16 protein-coding genes are annotated in these 20,161 nt (G+C 51.2%); 15 read left to right on the forward strand and 1 reads right to left on the reverse strand.

What is annotated here, in order from left to right:
- Positions 1–720 precede the first annotated feature (720 nt).
- From ACTOY7_RS14050 to ACTOY7_RS14100, 11 genes are all read left to right on the forward strand, one after another.
- Positions 721–2,769 carry a MerR family transcriptional regulator gene (locus ACTOY7_RS14050; protein ID WP_482670670.1) on the forward strand — a complete coding sequence of 683 codons (2,049 nt, stop codon included), beginning with the start codon at positions 721–723 and terminating at the stop codon, positions 2,767–2,769.
- A gap of 67 nt (positions 2,770–2,836) precedes the next feature.
- The gene (locus tag ACTOY7_RS14055) at positions 2,837–3,499 is read left to right on the forward strand and encodes an ABC transporter ATP-binding protein (protein WP_160281185.1); all 663 of its coding nucleotides are present in this window, start codon (positions 2,837–2,839) and stop codon (positions 3,497–3,499) included.
- Between the two features lies 1 nt (position 3,500).
- Positions 3,501–5,348: an FtsX-like permease family protein gene (locus ACTOY7_RS14060; protein WP_482670671.1), complete on the forward strand. Its 1,848-nt coding sequence runs from the start codon at positions 3,501–3,503 to the stop codon at positions 5,346–5,348.
- A gap of 245 nt (positions 5,349–5,593) precedes the next feature.
- Positions 5,594–8,236 carry a DEAD/DEAH box helicase gene (locus ACTOY7_RS14065; protein ID WP_300885868.1) on the forward strand — a complete coding sequence of 881 codons (2,643 nt, stop codon included), beginning with the start codon at positions 5,594–5,596 and terminating at the stop codon, positions 8,234–8,236.
- A gap of 95 nt (positions 8,237–8,331) precedes the next feature.
- Positions 8,332–9,060 (forward strand): SWIM zinc finger family protein, encoded by a 729-nt coding sequence (locus tag ACTOY7_RS14070; RefSeq protein WP_482670672.1) that lies wholly within the window; start codon positions 8,332–8,334, stop codon positions 9,058–9,060.
- A gap of 15 nt (positions 9,061–9,075) precedes the next feature.
- On the forward strand, positions 9,076–9,942 hold the full coding sequence (locus ACTOY7_RS14075) for a LysR family transcriptional regulator (protein WP_482670673.1): 867 nt from the start codon (positions 9,076–9,078) through the stop codon (positions 9,940–9,942).
- Between the two features lie 124 nt (positions 9,943–10,066).
- The gene (locus ACTOY7_RS14080; RefSeq protein ID WP_482670674.1) at positions 10,067–12,013 is read left to right on the forward strand and encodes an FAD-dependent oxidoreductase; all 1,947 of its coding nucleotides are present in this window, start codon (positions 10,067–10,069) and stop codon (positions 12,011–12,013) included.
- Positions 12,014–12,156: 143 nt separating this feature from the next.
- On the forward strand, positions 12,157–13,245 hold the full coding sequence (locus tag ACTOY7_RS14085; protein WP_482670675.1) for a hypothetical protein: 1,089 nt from the start codon (positions 12,157–12,159) through the stop codon (positions 13,243–13,245).
- Between the two features lie 39 nt (positions 13,246–13,284).
- Positions 13,285–13,557 (forward strand): DUF3237 domain-containing protein, encoded by a 273-nt coding sequence (locus ACTOY7_RS14090; RefSeq protein WP_394683346.1) that lies wholly within the window; start codon positions 13,285–13,287, stop codon positions 13,555–13,557.
- Positions 13,558–13,963: 406 nt separating this feature from the next.
- A complete protein-coding gene (locus ACTOY7_RS14095) occupies positions 13,964–14,941 on the forward strand; it encodes a RelA/SpoT-related domain-containing protein (protein WP_160281177.1) in 978 nt (325 codons plus the stop codon).
- 200 nt (positions 14,942–15,141) lie between these two features.
- Complete coding sequence (locus tag ACTOY7_RS14100) at positions 15,142–15,702, forward strand: hypothetical protein (protein WP_160281176.1); 561 nt, start codon at positions 15,142–15,144, stop codon at positions 15,700–15,702.
- Positions 15,703–15,807: 105 nt separating this feature from the next.
- Here the strand turns inward: ACTOY7_RS14100 and ACTOY7_RS14105 are convergent, their stop codons facing one another.
- Positions 15,808–16,797: a helix-turn-helix transcriptional regulator gene (locus ACTOY7_RS14105; protein ID WP_482670676.1), complete on the reverse strand. Its 990-nt coding sequence runs from the start codon at positions 16,795–16,797 to the stop codon at positions 15,808–15,810.
- Positions 16,798–16,869: 72 nt separating this feature from the next.
- Between ACTOY7_RS14105 and ACTOY7_RS14110 the strand changes: the two genes are divergently transcribed.
- The 4 genes from ACTOY7_RS14110 (at position 16,870) to ACTOY7_RS14125 (ending at position 19,954) form a co-directional block, all read left to right on the forward strand.
- Complete coding sequence (locus ACTOY7_RS14110; protein ID WP_160281174.1) at positions 16,870–17,460, forward strand: alpha-L-rhamnosidase-related protein; 591 nt, start codon at positions 16,870–16,872, stop codon at positions 17,458–17,460.
- Positions 17,453–18,757: a carboxylesterase/lipase family protein gene (locus tag ACTOY7_RS14115; RefSeq protein ID WP_482670677.1), complete on the forward strand. Its 1,305-nt coding sequence runs from the start codon at positions 17,453–17,455 to the stop codon at positions 18,755–18,757. The genes ACTOY7_RS14110 and ACTOY7_RS14115 overlap by 8 nt, the downstream gene beginning before the upstream one ends.
- Before the next feature lie 530 nt (positions 18,758–19,287).
- Positions 19,288–19,737 (forward strand): PIN domain-containing protein, encoded by a 450-nt coding sequence (locus tag ACTOY7_RS14120; protein ID WP_394683351.1) that lies wholly within the window; start codon positions 19,288–19,290, stop codon positions 19,735–19,737.
- The gene (locus tag ACTOY7_RS14125) at positions 19,730–19,954 is read left to right on the forward strand and encodes a hypothetical protein (protein WP_160285236.1); all 225 of its coding nucleotides are present in this window, start codon (positions 19,730–19,732) and stop codon (positions 19,952–19,954) included. Before ACTOY7_RS14120 ends, ACTOY7_RS14125 begins: the two co-directional genes overlap by 8 nt.
- Positions 19,955–20,161: the final 207 nt, after the last annotated feature.

Genomic DNA, 20,161 nt, shown 5'->3' on the forward strand with positions numbered 1-20,161 from the left:
TCAATATGGAATAAAAAAAGCCCGTCTTCGTATCCGAAAACAGACTCACGCAAAGAAACCCTCTATTTAGAATCCATCCGATCAAAGGCTTAAGAAATCAAAACAAACCTTCGACGAATGGGACTTCATACCGCCACATTCAGAAATGGCACTTCTGTGAACGGTCATACAAAGCGGGCAGATCACGCAGATAATCTAAATCGGTATACGCAAACGAATATAAGCCTGTTGACACAGGCAGATACAACTTCTTGCGGCATCCAAATCAAATTATCGAATAATCATGTCCTCACCCTGCACATCCATCAGTCAGTCTGCGCGGCAGACGAACCTCACACGTGCCCTTTCTTTTTGATTCAGTGATATTATACATGGGAGAGAGGAGGAATGCAAGTATTATTTTTTATTCCTTGTCTTTCTCTCCAGGAGCACTACCAAAAAATCAGTTACATAGCCCGCTATGCGCCTGATTTTTTGGTAGCACTCCCGAAGAGAAATCCTGCGGACTATTGGTAAGTAATTTTGTGCCAGTTCCTAACTTCCGATATTGTTTGAATGCTACATGGCTGTGTGAGATAGAGGAAAAAGTGTTTTTCGATAAAAAAGTGGATATCTTTCACAAAATACTTGACTGTATACCTGCTATATACTTTAAAATAAGCACGTAAAGCTGGAAAACGTATAGGATTAAGTGCCCAATGGACACAGGGGGGTGTATGCTTGAACACAAAACAGATGGAAGAACTGACCGGGATCACCAGACAGAACATCCGCTACTATGAACGGCAGGGGCTGCTGGAACCGGCCAGGGACGCCGGCAATGCCTATCGTGATTATTCCGATGAGGATGTCCGGCGGCTGAAGCTGATCAAAATGCTCCGCATGCTGGACATGCCGTTAAAGGAGATCAAGGAGGTGCTGGACGGAACGCTTCCTCTAAAAGAGGCCGCCGCGAAGCAGCAGGAAGCGCTCCTGCGGCAGCAGAAGCAGATTCAGGCGGCGGTGGAGGTCTGCGCCAATATCCGAAAAGAAAAGTCAGAGTCCATAGACGTGGACAGCTACCTGGACCGGATGGAGCATATGGCGAAAAGCGGGAGCGTATTCGCGCGGATCGTGGATGATTACAAGCAGGTAGCGGAAGAGGAGCGTCAGCGACAGTTCTCCTTTTACACGGACCAGCCGGTGAATACGGCGGGGCGGTTCGAGGAGGAGCTGAGGAAATGGGCCGGGGAAGAACGGAGGAAGTTCCGGATGGTCCGTCCGGGAAGGTATCCGGAGTTTACGCTGGACGGCGTCTCCTATACGGCGGCATGTACGGTGGAGCAGGATCAGGAGACGAAGGAACCGCGGACACGGATCGTCTGCGGCAGGGAGGATGATGAGAAGGTGAAAAAAGAAGTCCAAAAGAACAGAAGGGCTGTATTCCAGGGGATATATTCCATAGGGGTCAATATCCGGCGGCATCGTTTCAAGAGCATTCTGAATGGAATGATCAGTATGATGACGGTGGTGGTGCTGGTATTTTATCTGGGAAATCTGGTCAGCGCCAGAGGGCAGTTTGAGGAGCTGCCGGAGGCGATCCCCGTGCGGGCCACGGTGATGAACGCGGCGGGAACCCTGAACAGCGGGCTGTTTATCCGGCAGCAGGTGCTGGATATGGTCTATACGTCCCCGCATATCTGGAAGATCCGGGAGACTGCGGAGCTGGTCGGACATATGACGCAGGCCGACGAAGGAGCCGGAACGGAGGAACTGACGCAGGCGGACGAAGGAGCCGGAATGGAAGAACCGATGCAGCCTGGGGAACAGATCGAAGCCGAAGACAGCGCACAGCCCGATGAGGATAACGGAAGCTTGTCAGGAGACATCCCCCAGGCAGACGAGTTCCGGATCCTGGGCATCAACGATCTGGGATCCGTCTACGAGGATTGTGAACAGGATCTCACCTGGGCGGACGGCTGGAGCTGGGAAAGCTTTCAAAAGAGCAGGGATGTGTGCGTCGCGGGAACCGCGTTTCTGGTGGGACACGGCCTGGAGCCGGGAGACCATCTGTCCTGTTCTCTGGAGCATTATATCCGGGCAGAGATCGGCCTGGGGCTGGAGCGGGAAGAACTGAAGCCTTTGGAAATGGAGATCGTCGGGGCAATTGAGGATTCGGAAGCCGGGGAATCCATGGCAGCGGAGGTGATGCTTCCCATCGGGGCGGTACGGCAGCTCTATGAAGAAAATGACAAGGTCTATTTTGCTTCGTCCCTGCGGTTTACCGTGAAGGATCCGATGAAGCTCAACGAACTGAAGCAGGATCTTAGGGAGCCCGGGCTGACTCCTGTGGTTCCAGGCTCGCCGGAAAATTACGCGGGCTCCGCGCTGCGGATGGAGGACGATGTGTTCATCCAGGCGGCTCTGGGGCTGGAAAAAAGCATCTCTCTGCTGGAGGGATTTCTGCCCTTTGTATTGCTGATCGTCGTGCTCTCAGGGTATATCGTGCCTCATTTGCTGTTCCAGGGCAGGAAGGGCGAGTACGCCATCATGCGAGCGCTGGGAACCAGCAAAAGACGTTGTACCCTGGTATTCTTTGCGGAGCATATGCTGCTGGCGGCGTGCGGCGGCGCGGCAGGCGCGGTGATCGGCGCGATGTTCGGAACCGCGGATATCCTGACGGCGTGGATGGTCTGGGGGATCTTTTTGTGCTGCTATACGCTGGGAGCGGCGGCAGCCCTGTGGATGTTTGGAAGAATGAGTATCGCGGCTGTGCTGACACACCAATAGACGGTAACAGGGCGCCCCTGGTCAAGAAGGTGTGACCTGTAATTCTATATGATTGAGAGGGACGTAAATGGAAAAGATCAGAGTAGAAAATGTGAGTTATTCTTATCAGAATCAATATCAGAAGATTGAGGCAGTGAAAGAGGTGAGCTGTTCCTTCGAGGCCGGGAACATGTATGCCATCACAGGTGAATCCGGCTCCGGAAAGAGCACCTTCCTCTCTCTCCTGGCGGGCCTGGACCGCCCGGAATCCGGCACGATCCTGGTGGAAGGGGAAAATCTCCTGGAAATGGACCGGGATGCTTACCGGAGAAAACAGATTTCCGTGGTCTATCAGGCATTTCACCTGTTTCCTCTTCTGAATGCGGTGGAAAATGTTATGTATCCCATGGAACTGCAGGGAATCTCCCGCCGGGAAGCACGGAAGCAGGCGGAGGACTGTCTGCGGGAGGTAGGGCTGGGGGAGAAGATCTTCCACCAGTATCCCAAAATGATGAGCGGCGGGGAGCAGCAGCGGGTGGCTATCGCCCGGGCTATGGCAGCCCAGGGGCGGATCCTGCTGGCGGATGAGCCCACCGGCAACCTGGACTCAGAAAATGAAGAGCACATTGTAGAACTACTTGGGAAGCTGGCACATGAACGGGATTATCTGGTGATCGTAGTGACCCACAACCCGGAGGTGGCGCGGCGGGCGGATGTGTGCTTGAAAATGAAGGACGGAAGGATGGTTTAGGATGACAGTTTATTATAGTATGAAACAGATCCTGCGGAGCCCCTTAAAAAGCATCCTCTTCCTTCTGCTGGCCGGGGTTTCGGCATTTCTGCTGGCGCTGGGAGGCAGCCTCTGGGAGATCAACCGGGCCATGCTGGAGGAATTTGAGGATATCTTCATGACGGTGGGGACAGTGGAGCAAAAGACCGACCACGTAGAGAACGGGAGGCACTGGGACGCGAAAGACGGATATTATTATACCCAGTGGGGAGCATATGGGGAAAGGATTCCCAGCTCGGTGCTGGATTTTGAAGGGGCCGGCTATATCCTGGAAGCGAAGCAGCGGCCCAATTTCGGAGCGCTGGTGGATCAGAAGGCGGCAAGCAGTCCCTATATGTTTACGGTGGTAGAGGCCACCCCCTTAGAGTCGGGCCGGGCGGATGAGTCATTTCCCATGCGGGCGGAAAGAGTTCTCGCAGGCGATGAATTTGAACTGAAAGAGGGAGATATTTTTTATATCTGCGATCACTATCTGGAGGAAGCCAGGAGCTTTGAGGCGGGAACGACATACATCATGATGCTGAACAGCAGTGTCGGCTGGGTTCATGGATCAAGGGTGGAACACATTGCCCCGGAGGATTATGTACAGGAATTTTTCCCAATGAACAGTGTAGCCTCGCATCAGTATACCATGGAGGGCGAACGGGTCTATGATGCCGTAGCTGAAGCGGAAGACGAGTATGACATGGATATTGTAACAGAGGATTTTTATGAGACGGAGCGGGGAAAACGCTGGCTGGAAATCGCAAAAACACGGGATTATCTGTTTCACACGGTTCCCGTGATTCCTGTGGACAGGACAGAGCTTCTGATGCCCTTTTATTGGAAGGATGCGCAGATCACAAAGGGAAGAGATATTACGGAGGAGGAGTACGCCCAAGGAAAGCCGGTCTGCCTGATCTCCTCCGGCCTGGCCATGCTTCTGCGGAAGGAGGCAGGGGACAGGCTTACGCTCCCGCTCTATTGCGCGGACTATACCCCAACGTTGTTTGAAAGGGGGATGTGGGTGGAGTCGATTTTAAACGCCGAAGGAAAGGCATATCCGATCTTTGATGAGCAGGAGTATGAGATCGTCGGGATCTATACCACCACGTCGGTCATAAATAATGGGTATGAATTGTGTGACAATCAGGCGATCATTCCCTGGAATGCCATACCTGAAAATTCCTGGGCGGATCATATCACGGGAATCTGGTATATGACCGGCGCCAACACCTCCTTCCAGATTCCCAACGGAACCATCGAGGATTTCATGGCCGCATGGGAGAAGCAGGGCGTGGAAGGGCTGGAACTCCGTTTCTATGATAACGGATACAGCAATCTGAAAAACGGGATCGAGAGCCGGAAGCTCATGTCTGTGATCTTCCTGGCAAGCGGCTGCGTACTGGCGGTGATGATCCTCTGCTTCTTTGCCAACCTGTTCATCACAGGCCAGCGCCAGCGGATCGCGGTGGAACGTCTGCTTGGGCGGACGAAACGGCAGTGCGCCGTCTCCCTCCTGACCGGGTTTTTGCTGCTCGCAGTATTGGGCGCGGGAGCCGGGAGCGCGGCGGGCTGGATGGCTACGGACCGGGCGGTGAAGGCAACGGAAGAGACCACGGAATTCGACACCTCATTCAGCAATGCGGTGATCGCCCAGGCGGATCCGGATGAGGCCGATCTCTCCGCGGCAGAGCAGAACCACGGCCCGGAGATGGCGGCTGCGGCGGGAATCGGTATCTTCCTGGCGGCGGCGCTGATCAGCTTTGGGTTCCTGCGGCAGGAGCTGAGAAAGGAGCCGCTGCGGATCCTGGGGGAACTGGAGGAGTAGAAATATGGCCGGAAAATGCCGCGCGGTCTGCAAAGAGTCAGAACAGCAGAAATAAAAACAGAATCAGGGATTGAAAGCCGCAGACTTTATCAGGTAAAAAAAGTCTGCGGCTTTTTACAAAAAACCTCGATCACTTCTTGCGCTCTGCTCCGCTTTTCCCTATAATGGAATCAGTCATTCCTGCCGCGGAGTGTAAATTCCCGTGGGCAGGGATTAAAATATCATACAAGAACAGGATGAAGATTATGAATGCAGCACAGGTAAATAAGAACAATCAGCCCCAGGGGAATAAGGGCCTTGTTCCGCTTCAGTTCCTTTTCACAGAGGACGGCTTCTGCCCTGATGGGCGTCCGGAGCAGCTCTCCCCTGCGGATCAGAAGCTTCTGGGGCAGTTTGAACAGGACCGTTACGGAGCGCTGTACCACATGGGACTTGCGGAAAAATCGCCGTATCTCAGTCCGTCAGCGGCATTTTTATACCAGGTGTCGGATGCGTTTTTTAAAACCCTGACCAGCCTGCCGGAGCTGGAGATCTCCAGGGGGGAGACCCGGGCAGAGCCGTCGGAGGAGGCAGCGGACCGGTTGATCCGTGCGGTTCCATTTGTGATCGGTGCGGAGTATATTACGGAAAAGTGGATCAGGGGGATATTCCGGAAGCTGAATGAGATCTTTTCCAGAGAGATCGGAGACTACGACGGCACCGTGGAAATGTATCTGACAGAGAAGAATCAGCATCTCCATGTCCCGGAGAGGATCTTTTTCCACCTGGTAGAGAATAAGGACGACGACTTTCCCTTTGCGTTTCTGGCAACCTACGCTACCAGAGGAGAGGACGGAAAGGTCCGCCATGTCCCGCTGAAATATGCTTTGACAGAGTATAAAAATGAACGGGAAAAGCTGCTGGCTCTGCTGGCCTGCCTGAACCGCGCGGCTGAGGTTTCCAATCTGATCTCCGGATTCGTGGAAAACGGGGAGATGTTCCATCCGCTGCGGCTGACGTCCGAGGAGGCGTATATATTTTTAAAGCAGATCGAAGATATTGAAAGCACCGGCATTCTTTGCAGGATCCCCAACTGGTGGAAGAGAAAAGCGGCGCAGGTGTCCATGTCTGTGAGTATGGGGGAAGAGAAGCCGTCCATGCTGGGCTTTGATACGCTGGTCAGCATGCGTCCGGAGCTGACGGTAGACGGAGTGCCGCTGAGCCGGGAGGATATCGAGCTTCTTTTGGCCCAGACAGACGGACTGGCATTTTTGAAAGGAAAGTGGATCGAGGTGGATCATGAGCGGCTGAAAAAGCTGCTTGAGGAAATGGAAGAGGTTCCGGAGGATCTGACGCTGATGGACGCTCTGCGGCTGGAGCTCGGTACGGGAAAAGCCTCCGCGGACGTGGGGCAGCTTGTCACCAACGGAGCATGGCTTTCGTCTCTTCTGATGAATCTGAGAAAACCGGAATCCATCCGGAAAGCCGTGCTGCCCAAATCCTTCCGCGCGACGCTGCGTCCCTATCAGAGCAGCGGCTTCACCTGGCTCAATTATATGGACAAGCTGGGCTTCGGCGCCTGCCTTGCGGACGATATGGGACTGGGAAAGACCGTGCAGGTCCTTGCATACCTGGAAAAGCTGCGCAAGACAAATCAGCGTGCGCAGGCGCTTCTGGTGGTGCCGGCATCGCTGATCGGAAACTGGCAGAAGGAGGCGGAAAAGTTTGCTCCGTCACTGGATTTTCAGGTCCTGCATGGAAAGACGGCGCCGAAGCTGGGCGAGGAGTTCCGGGGAAGCAGTACATTTCTCACGATCACAACCTACGGAATGGTCACACGGATCAAGGAGCTGCAGGAGGTACAATGGGAGTGCGTGATCCTGGATGAAGCTCAGGCGATCAAGAACCCGCTGACCCGGCAGACAAAGGAGATCAAAAAGTTATCCTCCCGGATGCGGATCGCCATGACAGGGACACCCATCGAAAATGAACTGGCCAATCTGTGGTCATTATTTGATTTCCTGAACAAAGGGCTTTTGGGAACCTCGGCGGAATTCAACGAATTCTGCAAAGGGCTGGGCGATCATCCGGAAGGGTATGTCCGCCTGAAAACGATGGTGGCGCCCTTTATGCTCCGACGGGTCAAGACCGATAAAAGCATCATCGCGGACCTGCCGGAAAAGCTGGAGACCATCGACTACGCAAATCTGGCAAAGAAGCAGATCGTCCTCTACCGGAAGGCGGTCTCAGATCTGGAGAAACGGCTGGAGGAAGCGGACGGAATCGAGCGCAGAGGACTGGTCATGGCTGCGATCATCCGGCTGAAGCAGATCTGCAACCATCCCGACCAATATCTGGGGCAGCAGACATTTTCCATGGAGGAAAGCGGGAAGTTCGCCATGCTGAAGGAAATCTGTACAACCATTTACGAAAAACGCGAACGTGTGCTTGTGTTTACGCAGTTCAAGGAGATCACGGAATACCTGGCGGCATTTTTGACAGAGATCTTCCAGACAGAGGGATTTGTGCTCCACGGAGGGACCCCGGTCGCTAAGCGCAGCCAGATCGTGGAAGCATTTCAGGGAGAAAAGTACGTGCCCTTTATTGTTCTTTCCGTAAAAGCCGGGGGAACCGGGCTGAATCTGACAAAGGCAAACCATGTGATCCATTTTGACCGCTGGTGGAATCCGGCTGTGGAAAACCAGGCCACGGATCGGGCGTTCCGGATTGGACAGACGAAGAATGTGATGGTGCACAAGCTGGTCTGCAAAGGCACGATCGAAGAGAAGATTGATGAAATGATCGAGGCGAAAAAGGAACTGGCGGAGAATGTGATCGGTTCCGGCGGTGAGAAGTGGATCACCGAACTCAGCAATGACGAGCTGATGTCGATGATGCGGTTAGGATAAGGCGAAAAATAACTGATACAGATTGCGCAGGATGTGTCAGTTATTTTCCGACAGATCCTAAGGATAAGGAATATGAGAAAAACAGGAGATGCGATATGAGTAAATATTGGGACAGTTCTACCCGATACAGCCAGCCGACGGCTTCGGAGATCCGGAAGAAATCCGCGGCCAGCCGGAAAAAAGAGCAGGCGAAGGGAAAGGTTCTGGAGCCGGTGAGTGTACAGGGCAGGACGATCGTAAAAAGCTGGTGGGGACAGGCATGGTGCGAGAACCTGGAGCGGTATGCGGATTATGAAAGCCGTCTGGACAGGGGAAAGCGTTATATCCGCACAGGGGCTGTCATTGACCTGAAGATCCAGAAAGGGAAAATATTGGCCCGGGTGCAGGGGATGCGCAAGACGCCATACAAAGTGGAGATCCGCATCAGCCCGCTTTCCGAGGAAAAGTGTCAGTCGATCATCAGCAGATGCGGCAAAAAGATTGAAAACCTGGAAGAACTGCTTGCCGGGAATTTCCCGGAGGAGATGAAGGAACTGTTTCAGGGAAAGGACGGCCTGTTCCCGACTCCCATCGAGATCAGTTTTACCTGCAGTTGCCCGGACTGGGCCCTTTTGTGCAAGCATGTGGCGGCAGCCCTTTACGGCGTGGGGGTCAGGCTGGATGAACAGCCGCTCTTATTCTTCGAGCTCCGGGGAATCGACGTGGGCCGTTTTATTGACGTGACGCTGGCAAATAAGGTAGAAGCAATGCTTTCAAACGCGGAAAAGCCAAGCAGCAGGATCATGGAAGAGGACGAGGTAAAGGGGCTGTTCGGGGTGCTTTAAGAGGAAGAGAGAAAAATGGACACAAAGGATCTGAGATTTTTCCGGCAGGTATACGAGGAACGGAGCATCCATAAGGCGTCAAAGCTGCTTTTTATCACCTCCCAGGGCTTAAGCAAGATCATCCGCCATCTGGAGGAGGAACTGGGAACCTGCCTGTTTGAACGTCTGGCAAACGGGATGGTTCCCACAGAAAGCGGGACCTATCTCTATGAGAACAGCACGCCGCTCCTGGAGCAGTTTGATGAGATCATGATCGGGCTCCGGCAGATCCAGGACCGGGACCAGAAGCTGAAGATCGGTTTTTCCTGCGGCGTGCTCAATGTGTTTCCGCTTCAAAAGCTGGAGGAGTATCAAAAGCAGTACAGCCATATCCGTCTGCAATGGGAGGAGGCGGCGAACCAGGAGATCATCCGGCAGGTCCGGCAGGGAAGCATGGATATCGGATTTGTGATCGGACAGATGGCAGATCCCAAACTGTGGTCCCGGGAAATGTTCTGCAGGAAAATGAACGTGGTTGTCTACGAGGGGCATCCGTTTTATGAAAGGGAATCTGTTTCTGTGGAGGAGCTGCGGGACGAACCGCTGATCACCCTGAATGAAGCATACTACAGCTATCACAGCCTTCTGCAGCGCTGCCGGGACTTCGGCTTTACGCCGTGCATTGCGGCAAAGACCATGGAAAGCCGGATCATTTACCATTTATGCCGGCAGAGGATTGGGCTGGGGATTGACGCGGATATCCATCAGGACAAGCCGATGCCGGACGGACTGCGGATGATCGAACTGCGGGATTCGATTCCATGGAAGATTTCCATGATCATCCGGAGCGACCGGACAAAGGAAAAGGCGGTGCGGGGGATGGCGGAATTATTTGTGGAATAAAAATTTTCAACCGTATAGGTGGAAAAATTTTGTTGACAGGTGCTCCGATCTGGTTGATAGATGGGAGCATTTTTCTGTGTTAATATGAAAAGAAAAAAGCCATTACCACAGGAGGAAGCACATTATGGTCAGAAAATTTCCACATCTTTCCAGCCCGATCACCATCGGCAGAGTCACATTCCGCAACCGTATGTTTTCTGCGCCCATGGGTGGGACGGATATCACGAATGACGGCTGCATCGGCCCCAAGTCCACCGCATTTTATGAGCTGAGGGGAAAAGGCGGCGCATGCGCTGTGACGGTCAGCGAATGCATGGTCCATCCCAAAACGGACGGGTCACACGCATACCATCTGGATACATCCATTTTAAATTCACTGGCTTCCGCGGCCTACACGGCGGATGCCATCCGCAGGCACGGCGCCATCCCCAGCATCGAGCTGTCCCATTCCGGCATGTATGCGGGAACCTATATGACGGACAAGAGCAGGCAGCATGACATGAACCAGTGGGGACCCAGCGATACGGTCCGTCCGGACGGCGTCCCGGTGAAGGCGCTGACAAAAGAAATGCTTGCGGAGATCACGGCGGCTTACGGCAATGTGGCCGGACTGGCGAAGCGCGCCGGCTTCGAGATGCTGATGATCCACGGCGGCCACGGGTGGCTGTTAAACCAGTTCTTTTCCCCGTATTTTAACAAGCGGACGGACGAATACGGAGGAAGCCTGGAGAACCGCTGCCGCCTGGCCGTTGAGGTGCTCAAGGCAGTAAGGGAAGCTGTGGGACCGGGATTCCCGATCGAGTTCCGTCTCAGCGGTTCGGAATTATTTGACGGGGGCTATGACCTGGAAGAAGGCGTCCGGATCGCGCAGCAGATTGAGCCTTATATTGATTTGCTCCATGTGTCTGCGGGTACATACCAGAGAGGCTTCGGCGACACCCACCCGTCCATGTTCAAGGAACACGGCTGCAACGTGTACCTGGCGGCGGAGATCAAAAAGCATGTGTCTGTTCCCGTGGCCACCATCGGCGGACTCAACGACCCGCGGCAGATGGAGAAGATCATTGCCGATGGGAAAGCAGATATTGTCTACATGGCGCGGGCGCTCCTGGCAGATCCGTTCCTGCCCAGGAAGGTGATGGCAAACAAGGACGAGGACATTGTGAAATGCCTCCGCTGCTTTACCTGTATGGCGGAGCGGGCGGCAACCTCTACAAGGCGCTGTACCGTGAATCCGATCATCGGGCGTGAACTGGAAGGCTGTGAAGTACCGAAAGCGCCGGAGTCCAAAAAGGTCGTGGTCGTGGGCGGCGGCCCCGGAGGATTAAAGGCGGCGCATACGGCGGCGCTGCGGGGACATCAGGTGATCCTGATGGAGAAAGAATCGGAGCTTGGGGGCATTTTGAAGAGTGAGCAGGCCCTGCCCTTTAAGCGGGAAATGTATGAGTTTTCGTTGACATTTGCAAAGCAATGCCGGGAGGCAGGGGTGGAGATCCGGCTGAATACGGAGGCCACAAAGGAGTTGGTAGAAAGCGAGTCTCCGGACGCGGTCATCATCGCCGCAGGCTCCAGGCCGCTGGTGCTCCCAATCCCGGGAATCGACAGGGAAAATGTGACCATCGTAAACAACTACTATCTGGAAAAGGAAAAAGTGGGCGATGAAGTCGTGGTGCTGGGCGGCGGACTGGCAGGCTGCGAAGCGGCCATCCACCTGGCCCAGGAAGGAAAGAAGGTCACCATCGTGGAGATGCGGGACGAGCTGGCTCCGGATGCCAATGTAAGGCATCGCCCGCTTTTGCTGAAGCAGATCGAAGGTCTTGCAGAGGTGCGCGCCGGACTGAAAGGAATGGAAGTGACAGCCCAGGGCGTGGTCTGTGAGGACCGGGAAGGACAGCGGCATCTGGTGAAAGGGAGCTCTGTCATTTGCGCGCTGGGGCAGAGGGCGCGGACGGATGTGGCGGAAGCACTCAGGGATACCGCGCCTTATGTGGCGGTGATCGGAGACTGCGCGAAGGTGTCCACCATCACCAATGCGGTTTATCAGGGGTATCATGCGGCGCTGGATATCTGATCATCATCGGATACAGGAAATAACATTTTTCATAACGATGTGGGATGAAAGATATTCTTGTATTATTGCATTAAATATAACAGGCAGAGTTATGCGAAGTCTGCTGAGAGCAGGCTCGTTCCAGCTAAAAAAGGGAGGAAGGCATGGATACGTTTCTATTAAAAAATCTGTCCGATCTGCTTCAAACGGGCATTTTTTATGTGGAAAAAAGTGGATTGGATGACAGCTGGAAAACAGATGAAATGAACCCCTTATGTCAGGACGACGCTTTACCGGACATGCTGCCCCACGCAGCCGACAGGCAGGAGGCCCCCTACCTGTTCCAGGATGAGTTCCAGGTGTATTTCGGCTGTGTGGCGGCGGAGAACGGGCACTGTCTGATCGGCCCCATGAGCGTAGATTTTTTCGACAGGCTCAAACGCCACAGGTTCTGCAGGCACTACGGGATCCCGGAGCACGCGGAAAAGAACCTGCGCCGGTTTACGCTTATGGAGGTGCTACAGATCATGTGCATTGCGGCAAAAATCGTGACCGGCAGAGAGTACACGGATCAGGAGGCTGTGGATGCCAATCGTATGGCTGTGGTGACGAAGGAGCAGGAGGTAAAGGATCAGATCCGATTTCATATCCAATCCGAGGAAGAGGACATTTTTCGGCACTCTTATCAGGAAGAGCGGGAGATCCTGGATATGGTGAGGGTGGGAAATGTGACGGAAGCTGTGCGTCTGACGAAGAAGATCGATGTGGAAATCGGCCAGATGGGCCGGTCGGAGCTGGCACATTTGCGGAATCTTCTGACCGTCGGGATCTCATTGCGCGCCAGGGCTGCGATCGAAGGCGGGGTGAGCCCTTATGCCGCATATCGCATCAGCGGATTCTATATCAATAAAGGTGCGGAGTGTACAGACACCACGCAGATTCTGGTATATCGGAATCATGCGGTGGAGGAGCTGACGAAACGTGTGCATGAGATGAAAGAAAAGCAGAACACTTCCAGCTATACCAGGCGGTGTATGGATTATGTGGCAAAGCATTTCCGGGAGAAGATCTATCTGGAGGATATCGCGGAGGGCTGCAGGCAGAGGACGGGGCATGCGGTTCCGAAGCGGGATCTGACCGAGGGAAGCCTCTACCGTCAGACGCTGGACATGATCATCCTGGCAAAATATGATCTGGAAGATAAGATGCAGGAGATGATCGCAGAGAATGACAAGAAGGCAGCAGGCAAATAAAATCGCGGTCTTTAAAAGAAAAATTGCCCTGACAAGTATATGGAAAGCCCCCAGGGGTGCGTGACATTTGTCCCCTTTACGGCAAAGGTGGAGTCGGAGTTGTTTACCGGGGAGACGCTCCCGGGGGCGGTGGATGTGCAGGTGGAAACACCGGATCACGTCCGCAATATGTGTGCGAAATACATGTTCCAGGGAAAGGATTCGAAAGGCAATGACTGTAAGCTGTATGTGGAAAATAACGGGTATCTGCAGCCGGTGAACCGGCAGGATCCCCATTTTAATGCCGTGCCTAGTACAACGAATAATAAATAACTAGCCATATCACTTGTCTGATTTTCCAGCTACTGCGTTAGATTTTCTAGCCGTAGCCACCGCTACGCCGTCGAAAATCTGCCTTGTATCTGAAAAATCATCCTGCGCGATATAGCCAGATACTTATTATTCGTTGTACTAGGTTTCTGACAGACAGCCCTGTGCTTGGCGCGTACCTCTGCCAGCAGAGGTTTCGCTCCGAGGTGCAGGGGATGGACTGGGGTGTAGAGATCCGGATCTTTGATGTGCTGGCATGAAAATATAGAAAATAAACGTGCGAACGCTTCTTTTTTGTACATACGTTTATTCTGAGAAAATGCAATGTTGGTGTTGACGCTCTTTTAGCGAATATGCTATAATTTTCAGTAATTTACATGGCGCTACAAAAGAATCCGGAGAGAAAAACATGGAGTGGGAAAAATACTGGAATTGGCTTTTGTCTGAAAAGAAATTTACCTTGCTGGTCAGGGAAATGGATGAAGCAGATGAAAGTATCGGCAATAAAGAGACGATTAAAGAGATCTGCCATCAGATTTATTTGGATTATGAGAAATGGCGGAATCATTTGATCGGAATAAAAGATGATTTTTTGCATATTATTGAAGAATTGCAGGGAGTTCATCTGCAGACCAGCCGGATTAAGACGTTAGACAGTCTGATTGGAAAGGTTATCACAAAGCGGCATGAAAATTATGCGAACAGAAAAAGCGGTTACTCGAGAATCAATGCCGGAAATTATAAGAGTATTATTACGGATTTGATCGGCATGCGCCTGATCATTAATTACCGGGGAAAATGGAATGATATACATGGGGAGATCATAAAGGCATTTCCTTATACGGATTTGAAATTGTATGATCAATGGGATATTCTGCCGCATCCTGAAAATGGGGAAAGTATTTTAGTGGAAATCCCAAAGGTATACTATGCGGAGGGGGATGATATTGAAAGATATGAACATTATAAGCTCATTCCAAAGCTGCATCCAATGGGATATCGCAGCATACATTATACGGTCAGCTATCAGGGGGTATATATAGAAATTCAGGTAAGAACGATTTACGATGAAGCATGGAGTGACTGCGACCACAATTATGTATATAAGCAGGACGAGAATAAGAGCCATACGGCATTGGAACAGATGTCATTTCTTTTATGTCAGCTTACGAATTTTTCCAATGATTTTGGGGAATGCATGAGGGATATATTTGAAAATGAAGCAATGGAAGAGACAGATCAAAACCAATGGATCGCATCAGAAGAGATTTATGATGTGATGGAAGATTCTTTGATTCGAATAAAGGATATCTATACTCAAATGGAAGCGTTTCAGAATAGATTAGTAAAAGAAAGCGCAGGTGGGAAACATGGCTCTGAGGTGTAGTGAAAAAGCAAAATTGAATAGCGAGAGATTGATCCAACAGTTGCAAAGCGGAGAATTCAAGAAGAACTGCAGACCGAATCATGCGCCTGATTTTTCGGGTGGAGCTGAGGAGCTTTACAGATACAGATTTAACAAATATCTGGGATCCTGCAGTTGTTTTCTGATGGATAAGCGGTTAAAAGACAGAGGAACACTATATCATGGTTGAATTTGTGGAAGATATTCAAAAATCAGGATATCAATATCTTGTAGAAAAATTTGGAAAAGAGAAAATAAAAAAAAGATATCAATGGCTTTATAATCAGATGCTAGATTTTATTGAAGCAAAAGACCTGGAAGAAAAGGTTCTTATTTCAGATGATATTCTGTGCCATGTGATCGTAGATTATTTTGTGGATATTGACCGCTTAAAGGAATTTCAGGAAATCGAGAAAACACAGCCGTCCAAGATTTACGCTTATACAGTATTCTGGCTGCTCAGACATAAGCCGATGCAGATCACTATAATGGAGAATGCGCCGGAATTGACCTTTGTGAACGAAGAATTTGCTTCGTATCTCATAAGAGAGCTGCTGTTTTCAGAACCGGATGCTGCTCCGATCATGGAGAATCAAAGGGAGAAAGTGGACAATTTTGTAGATACGATGCTGTACTATTTTCAATACCGTGATTTTTCAGCAAAAAATATTGAATTGATGATCCTGGCATTTGAGGCAGGAAGAGGATATCAATATTCTGTAGATTATAGAAAGAGTCATTGATTTTCATTGTATAGTTTAGGAGCTGCAGAAAAATAACTGATGCAGAATGCGCAGGATATTTTTCTGCAGCTCCTTACTGTCAGATTCTGATCACTGTCGATGCAGTCAGCAAAAGCTGCTGTTCTGATATTTTTCCCGGTACTGTCCGGGAGACATCCCCATATACTTCTTAAAGGTATTGCCAAAATAACTCTGAGACGGAAATCCAACATAATCCCCGATCCCGGCAATGGATTCGTTCGAGTATTTTAAGAGGTTTGCCGCCCGCTCCACGCGGAACCGGGCAATGTATTCCTGCAGCCGGATCTTCATTTCTCTGGAAAAAATCCTGGAAAGATAGGTGGGACTGATATGGAGGTCGGCCGCGATATCCTCCAGAAGGATCTTTTCCCGGTAATGCTGATAGATATATTCGCAGCATTGCTGGACATAGGAGCTGCATTTCCTGTGTTCCTTCTGCGCCGCCATCCGTTCGCAAAAATCCCGAACCGCCTGATTGCGGCAGGCGATGAGCGCCGGCACATCCATGCACGCGTCGCTTTTCTGCAAATAGTAATCACTGAGCTTATAGGCTTCTTCGGGAGAGGCCCCTCCGTCAATGGCGGCCCTGGAAGCAAGCGCGACGGCAACCGTCATAAGCTTTCTCCACTGCATGATCTGGTTCTGAGACATCCGGCCAAGCTGCTGGTCGAGACGCATATTCAGATGCAGCGCCTCCTCTGCGTTGCCTTCCCGGACATAATTCAGCAATGCCTGCTCTTCGGAATATGTGTGATGGGCACTTTCTTCCTCCTCCTGCTCCAGAGAAAACTGGACCTGATCTGCGGGCAGACCGGCGCTGATCCCGGCGTCCAGATGATTTTCACGGATGATCTCTTCCTCGTCTGTCCGTTTGCCGAGCGCCATGGCCGCAATCTGGATCATGCTGAGGAACCGTGCGAAAGAAAGTACGGGCGGATGTTTTTCCGTGACGGAACTGTTGGCGTAAGTACGGTAATACTGATGCAGTTCCAGTGCATCCATCGAGTGCAGTGCCGCGGGCCCGATCAAAAACCATGCCGGCGATCCGGTATCTTTTTGTTCCTCTTCTGTCAAAACACGGTGGAACCCTGCTTCCGAATCATAGACGGAATCGTCGTCCCAAAGGATGGCAGAGAAAAGTACGTCATGTGCATCCCGGATCAGGGCAGGAAGCTGGTCATCAGCACATTTTCACTTCACTATATTTTTATGCTGCTGGAGTATTATAAACGTACCGGAGATGCCGGCCTGCTGAAACAATACCGTTCCGATGTGGACGCGATATTGGAATACTATGACAGACATATGGGGGCACAGGGACTTGTAGAAAATCTGGGTTATTGGGATTTCGTGGACTGGCAGGAAAGCTGGCATGACACCCAGGGGCGCCCCGGGGCCGCGGCCTGCGGCCCATCGACGATCCTCAACCTGATGTACGGGAAAGCGCTTCTGGACGGCGCGGAGATCTATGAGAATACCGGAAGGCCGGGGACGGCGGAGGAATACCGGGAACGGCAGAAGCATATCACAGACCGGATTCAGGCTTTGTGCTGGGACGAGGGCAGGAACATGTATCGGGAGGGGCCCTCCTATCCGGAATTTACACAGCATGCCCAAAGCTGGGCGGTCTTGAACGGCATGATATCCGGCAGGGAAGCGCTATGTCTGCCCTCTTCTGGAACTGCCGAAACCAAACGGGGAATTGAACGTCCCCCACAGGTACTGGGTGATGAATGAGGACTGCCAGAATCTGAATGTATGGACTCCCGCCTGCGACGGGGAAAAGCGTCCGGTCCTGGTGTGGCTGCACGGCGGCGGATTCGAGTCTGGTTCCGCGATCGAGCATATTGCATATGAGGGAGAAAATATGTGCCGGATCGGGCAGGTGGTCGTGGTGTCCATCAATCACCGGCTGAATATCCTGGGATACTGCGATCTGTCGGCCTATGGAGAAGAATATGCGAATTCAGGAAATGCGGGAACAGACGATATCATTGCGGCTTTGCGGTGGATTCAGGAAAACATCGCGGAGTTTGGCGGTGACCCGGATAATGTGACGCTGTTCGGGCAGTCCGGCGGCGGAGCGAAGATCACCACGCTGCTGCAGACTCCCGCAGCAGATGGATTATTTGCAAAAGGGATCAACATGAGCGGTGTCATCGGACCGCTTCTGGCAGACAGCAAAGGCGACGGGGAGGAGCTTGCCATCGCATTGATGGCCGAGATGGGGATCGACGGCGACATCCACGAATTGGAAACCGTACCCTATGACAGGCTGGCAGAGGCATACCGGCGTGTAAAGCCGGAATTTGCCGCTGCCGGGAAATATACAGGCTGTACACCCTGTCCGAATGCATTTTACAGGGGGACTCCCGACGAAAATGGATTCCGAGAGGAAACGGCGCAGATTCCGTTGCTGGCAGGCACCGTGTATGGAGAATTCTCAGGATTTATCCCGACGCCATATCATGGAGAAGAGCTGACCATGGAAGAGGGCGCCAAGATCGTAAAAGAGACGGTTGGAGAAGAGGCGGCAGCAGAACTGCTTCCCTTATTTGCAGAAGCATACCCGGAGAGAAATCCGGTGGACCTGCTGAAGCTGGACTTTTTGTTCCGTCTGCCCACGCAGCAGTTTATCCGGCAGCGAAGCGCCGGGAACCAGTGTACCTATTCCTATCTGTTCAATCAGGATCTGCCGATCAATGGCGGAAGCGTGCCATGGCACTGCGCGGATGTTCCGTATGTGTTCCATAATACCGAGATGGTTCCTTCCATCCAGGAGGAGGGTGTGACAAAACTGGAAGCCCAGATCTTTGACAGTGTGATCGCGTTTGCCAGGACCGGAGATCCCAACCATGCAGGAATCCCGCATTGGCCGGTCAGCGCTCCGGGAGAGGAGCGGACGATGGTATTCTGTAAGAATACGCAGGTGCGCTGCAACCACGATGCGGAGCTGATCCCGTTATTGGCAAAGCATATGGGGCCGATGTTTGAGCGGATGATGCGTGAAAATATGGGGGATGTGCAGCATTAAGGACAGAGCCGGTATGGAAACAAAATCTATCAATGCCAGAACAGAGGAATTTATACATTCTGGAATCACGGATACGCAGAAGATTAAAAAGAAGGAAGGGGTGTGAAGAATCCATGAAGGCAAGTATATCCATTGGAAGCCAGAGCTTCGAAAAAATAAAGACCACAAAATCCTTCTATGTCGATAAAACGTAAATATACAGTATAAAAATGCGCTTCAGAAGAAAAAAGCCTGAAGCGCATTTTACTGTCTGTATACCAGCGTATGGTTACAGGTCACACCTTGACCAGGCGTGCCCTGTAACTCAGGCCGTCATTTTAAATTGCCTACGGCAATGGACGGCCTGAATACCAGCTCTTATGTGCATCCTCCCGACCAATCAGCGTGGTGATTGGTCGGGGTGTGACATGTAACAGCGTATGTGCAAAGCCTGAAATAAAAAAAGCCTATATGTTGATTTCCTGACAGGAATCCCGTATACTGTATATAGTCAGTATACGAAAGTAAGATATAAAAAAGAGGATTGAAGCATGAGAATTTACTTAGATAATTGTTGTTATAATCGCCCTTATGACGATCAATTACAAATGAGAATCCACTTGGATACAGAAGCCAAGCTGCATATACAGGATATGGTAAAAAATAATGAACTCGAACTTGTGACATCGTACATGCTTGACTATGAAAATGCAAAAAATAGATTTTGGCACAAAAGACAGGCTATTTCTGAATTTCTGAATGAAAATGAAGCATATTATGTCAGCCAGGACAGGAATGAAGAAGCAATACAGATTGCAGAGGAGATTAAAAAGACAGGAGTAAAAAATGCGGATGCGCTGCATGTTGCCTGTGCCATTTTAGCGAAAAGTAATTATTTTATTACAACCGATGACAGGCTTTTAAAATATCGGTCAGAGAAAGTGGAGATAGTTACCCCGGGAGAATTTGTCAGAAGAGTGGAGGAAAAGAAATATGAATGACACGGTTGATATTATAGATAAGGGATTTTCCTGCTTAGTGGAGACGCTTGGTGTTGTAAATGCAGAACGTTTTATTGCTATGATCAAGAGAGATAGTTTTGATTATACTGTTTGGCGAAGAGAATATTTTGATAATAAGAGTTTAGATGAAATTAATAAAGAGGCTGTTTCTTATGCAAAGCAGCATCCACATAGGGGACATGGTAAAAGGATTTAGGATTAAGAATCCTTTTGAAACCCTGAAAAGAGACAAATTTGAAAACACATAGTATAAAAATGCGCTTCAGAAGAAAAAGGTCTGAAGCGCATTCCACTGTCAATAGCCTTAATCCGTGAAGCTTAATTATTATTCCATGCTATAATCGCTCTGTTTATGCGGCCTTCCGATATTTTTTTAAGATGAAATAATATCACCCATTTGGTG

The sequence above is a fragment of the Schaedlerella sp. genome (assembly GCF_056796775.1).

Coding starts and splice junctions, on each gene's coding strand:
- ACTOY7_RS14085 (WP_482670675.1), top strand. CDS start 12,157: ATGGATACGTTTCTATTAAAAAATCTGTCCGATCTGCTTCAAACGGGC.
- ACTOY7_RS14080 (WP_482670674.1), top strand. CDS start 10,067: ATGGTCAGAAAATTTCCACATCTTTCCAGCCCGATCACCATCGGCAGA.
- ACTOY7_RS14125 (WP_160285236.1), top strand. CDS start 19,730: ATGAATGACACGGTTGATATTATAGATAAGGGATTTTCCTGCTTAGTG.
- ACTOY7_RS14055 (WP_160281185.1), top strand. CDS start 2,837: ATGGAAAAGATCAGAGTAGAAAATGTGAGTTATTCTTATCAGAATCAA.
- ACTOY7_RS14095 (WP_160281177.1), top strand. CDS start 13,964: ATGGAGTGGGAAAAATACTGGAATTGGCTTTTGTCTGAAAAGAAATTT.
- ACTOY7_RS14060 (WP_482670671.1), top strand. CDS start 3,501: ATGACAGTTTATTATAGTATGAAACAGATCCTGCGGAGCCCCTTAAAA.
- ACTOY7_RS14065 (WP_300885868.1), top strand. CDS start 5,594: ATGAATGCAGCACAGGTAAATAAGAACAATCAGCCCCAGGGGAATAAG.
- ACTOY7_RS14070 (WP_482670672.1), top strand. CDS start 8,332: ATGAGTAAATATTGGGACAGTTCTACCCGATACAGCCAGCCGACGGCT.
- ACTOY7_RS14075 (WP_482670673.1), top strand. CDS start 9,076: ATGGACACAAAGGATCTGAGATTTTTCCGGCAGGTATACGAGGAACGG.
- ACTOY7_RS14100 (WP_160281176.1), top strand. CDS start 15,142: ATGGTTGAATTTGTGGAAGATATTCAAAAATCAGGATATCAATATCTT.
- ACTOY7_RS14110 (WP_160281174.1), top strand. CDS start 16,870: ATGTGCATCCCGGATCAGGGCAGGAAGCTGGTCATCAGCACATTTTCA.
- ACTOY7_RS14120 (WP_394683351.1), top strand. CDS start 19,288: ATGAGAATTTACTTAGATAATTGTTGTTATAATCGCCCTTATGACGAT.
- ACTOY7_RS14090 (WP_394683346.1), top strand. CDS start 13,285: ATGGAAAGCCCCCAGGGGTGCGTGACATTTGTCCCCTTTACGGCAAAG.
- ACTOY7_RS14115 (WP_482670677.1), top strand. CDS start 17,453: ATGAATGAGGACTGCCAGAATCTGAATGTATGGACTCCCGCCTGCGAC.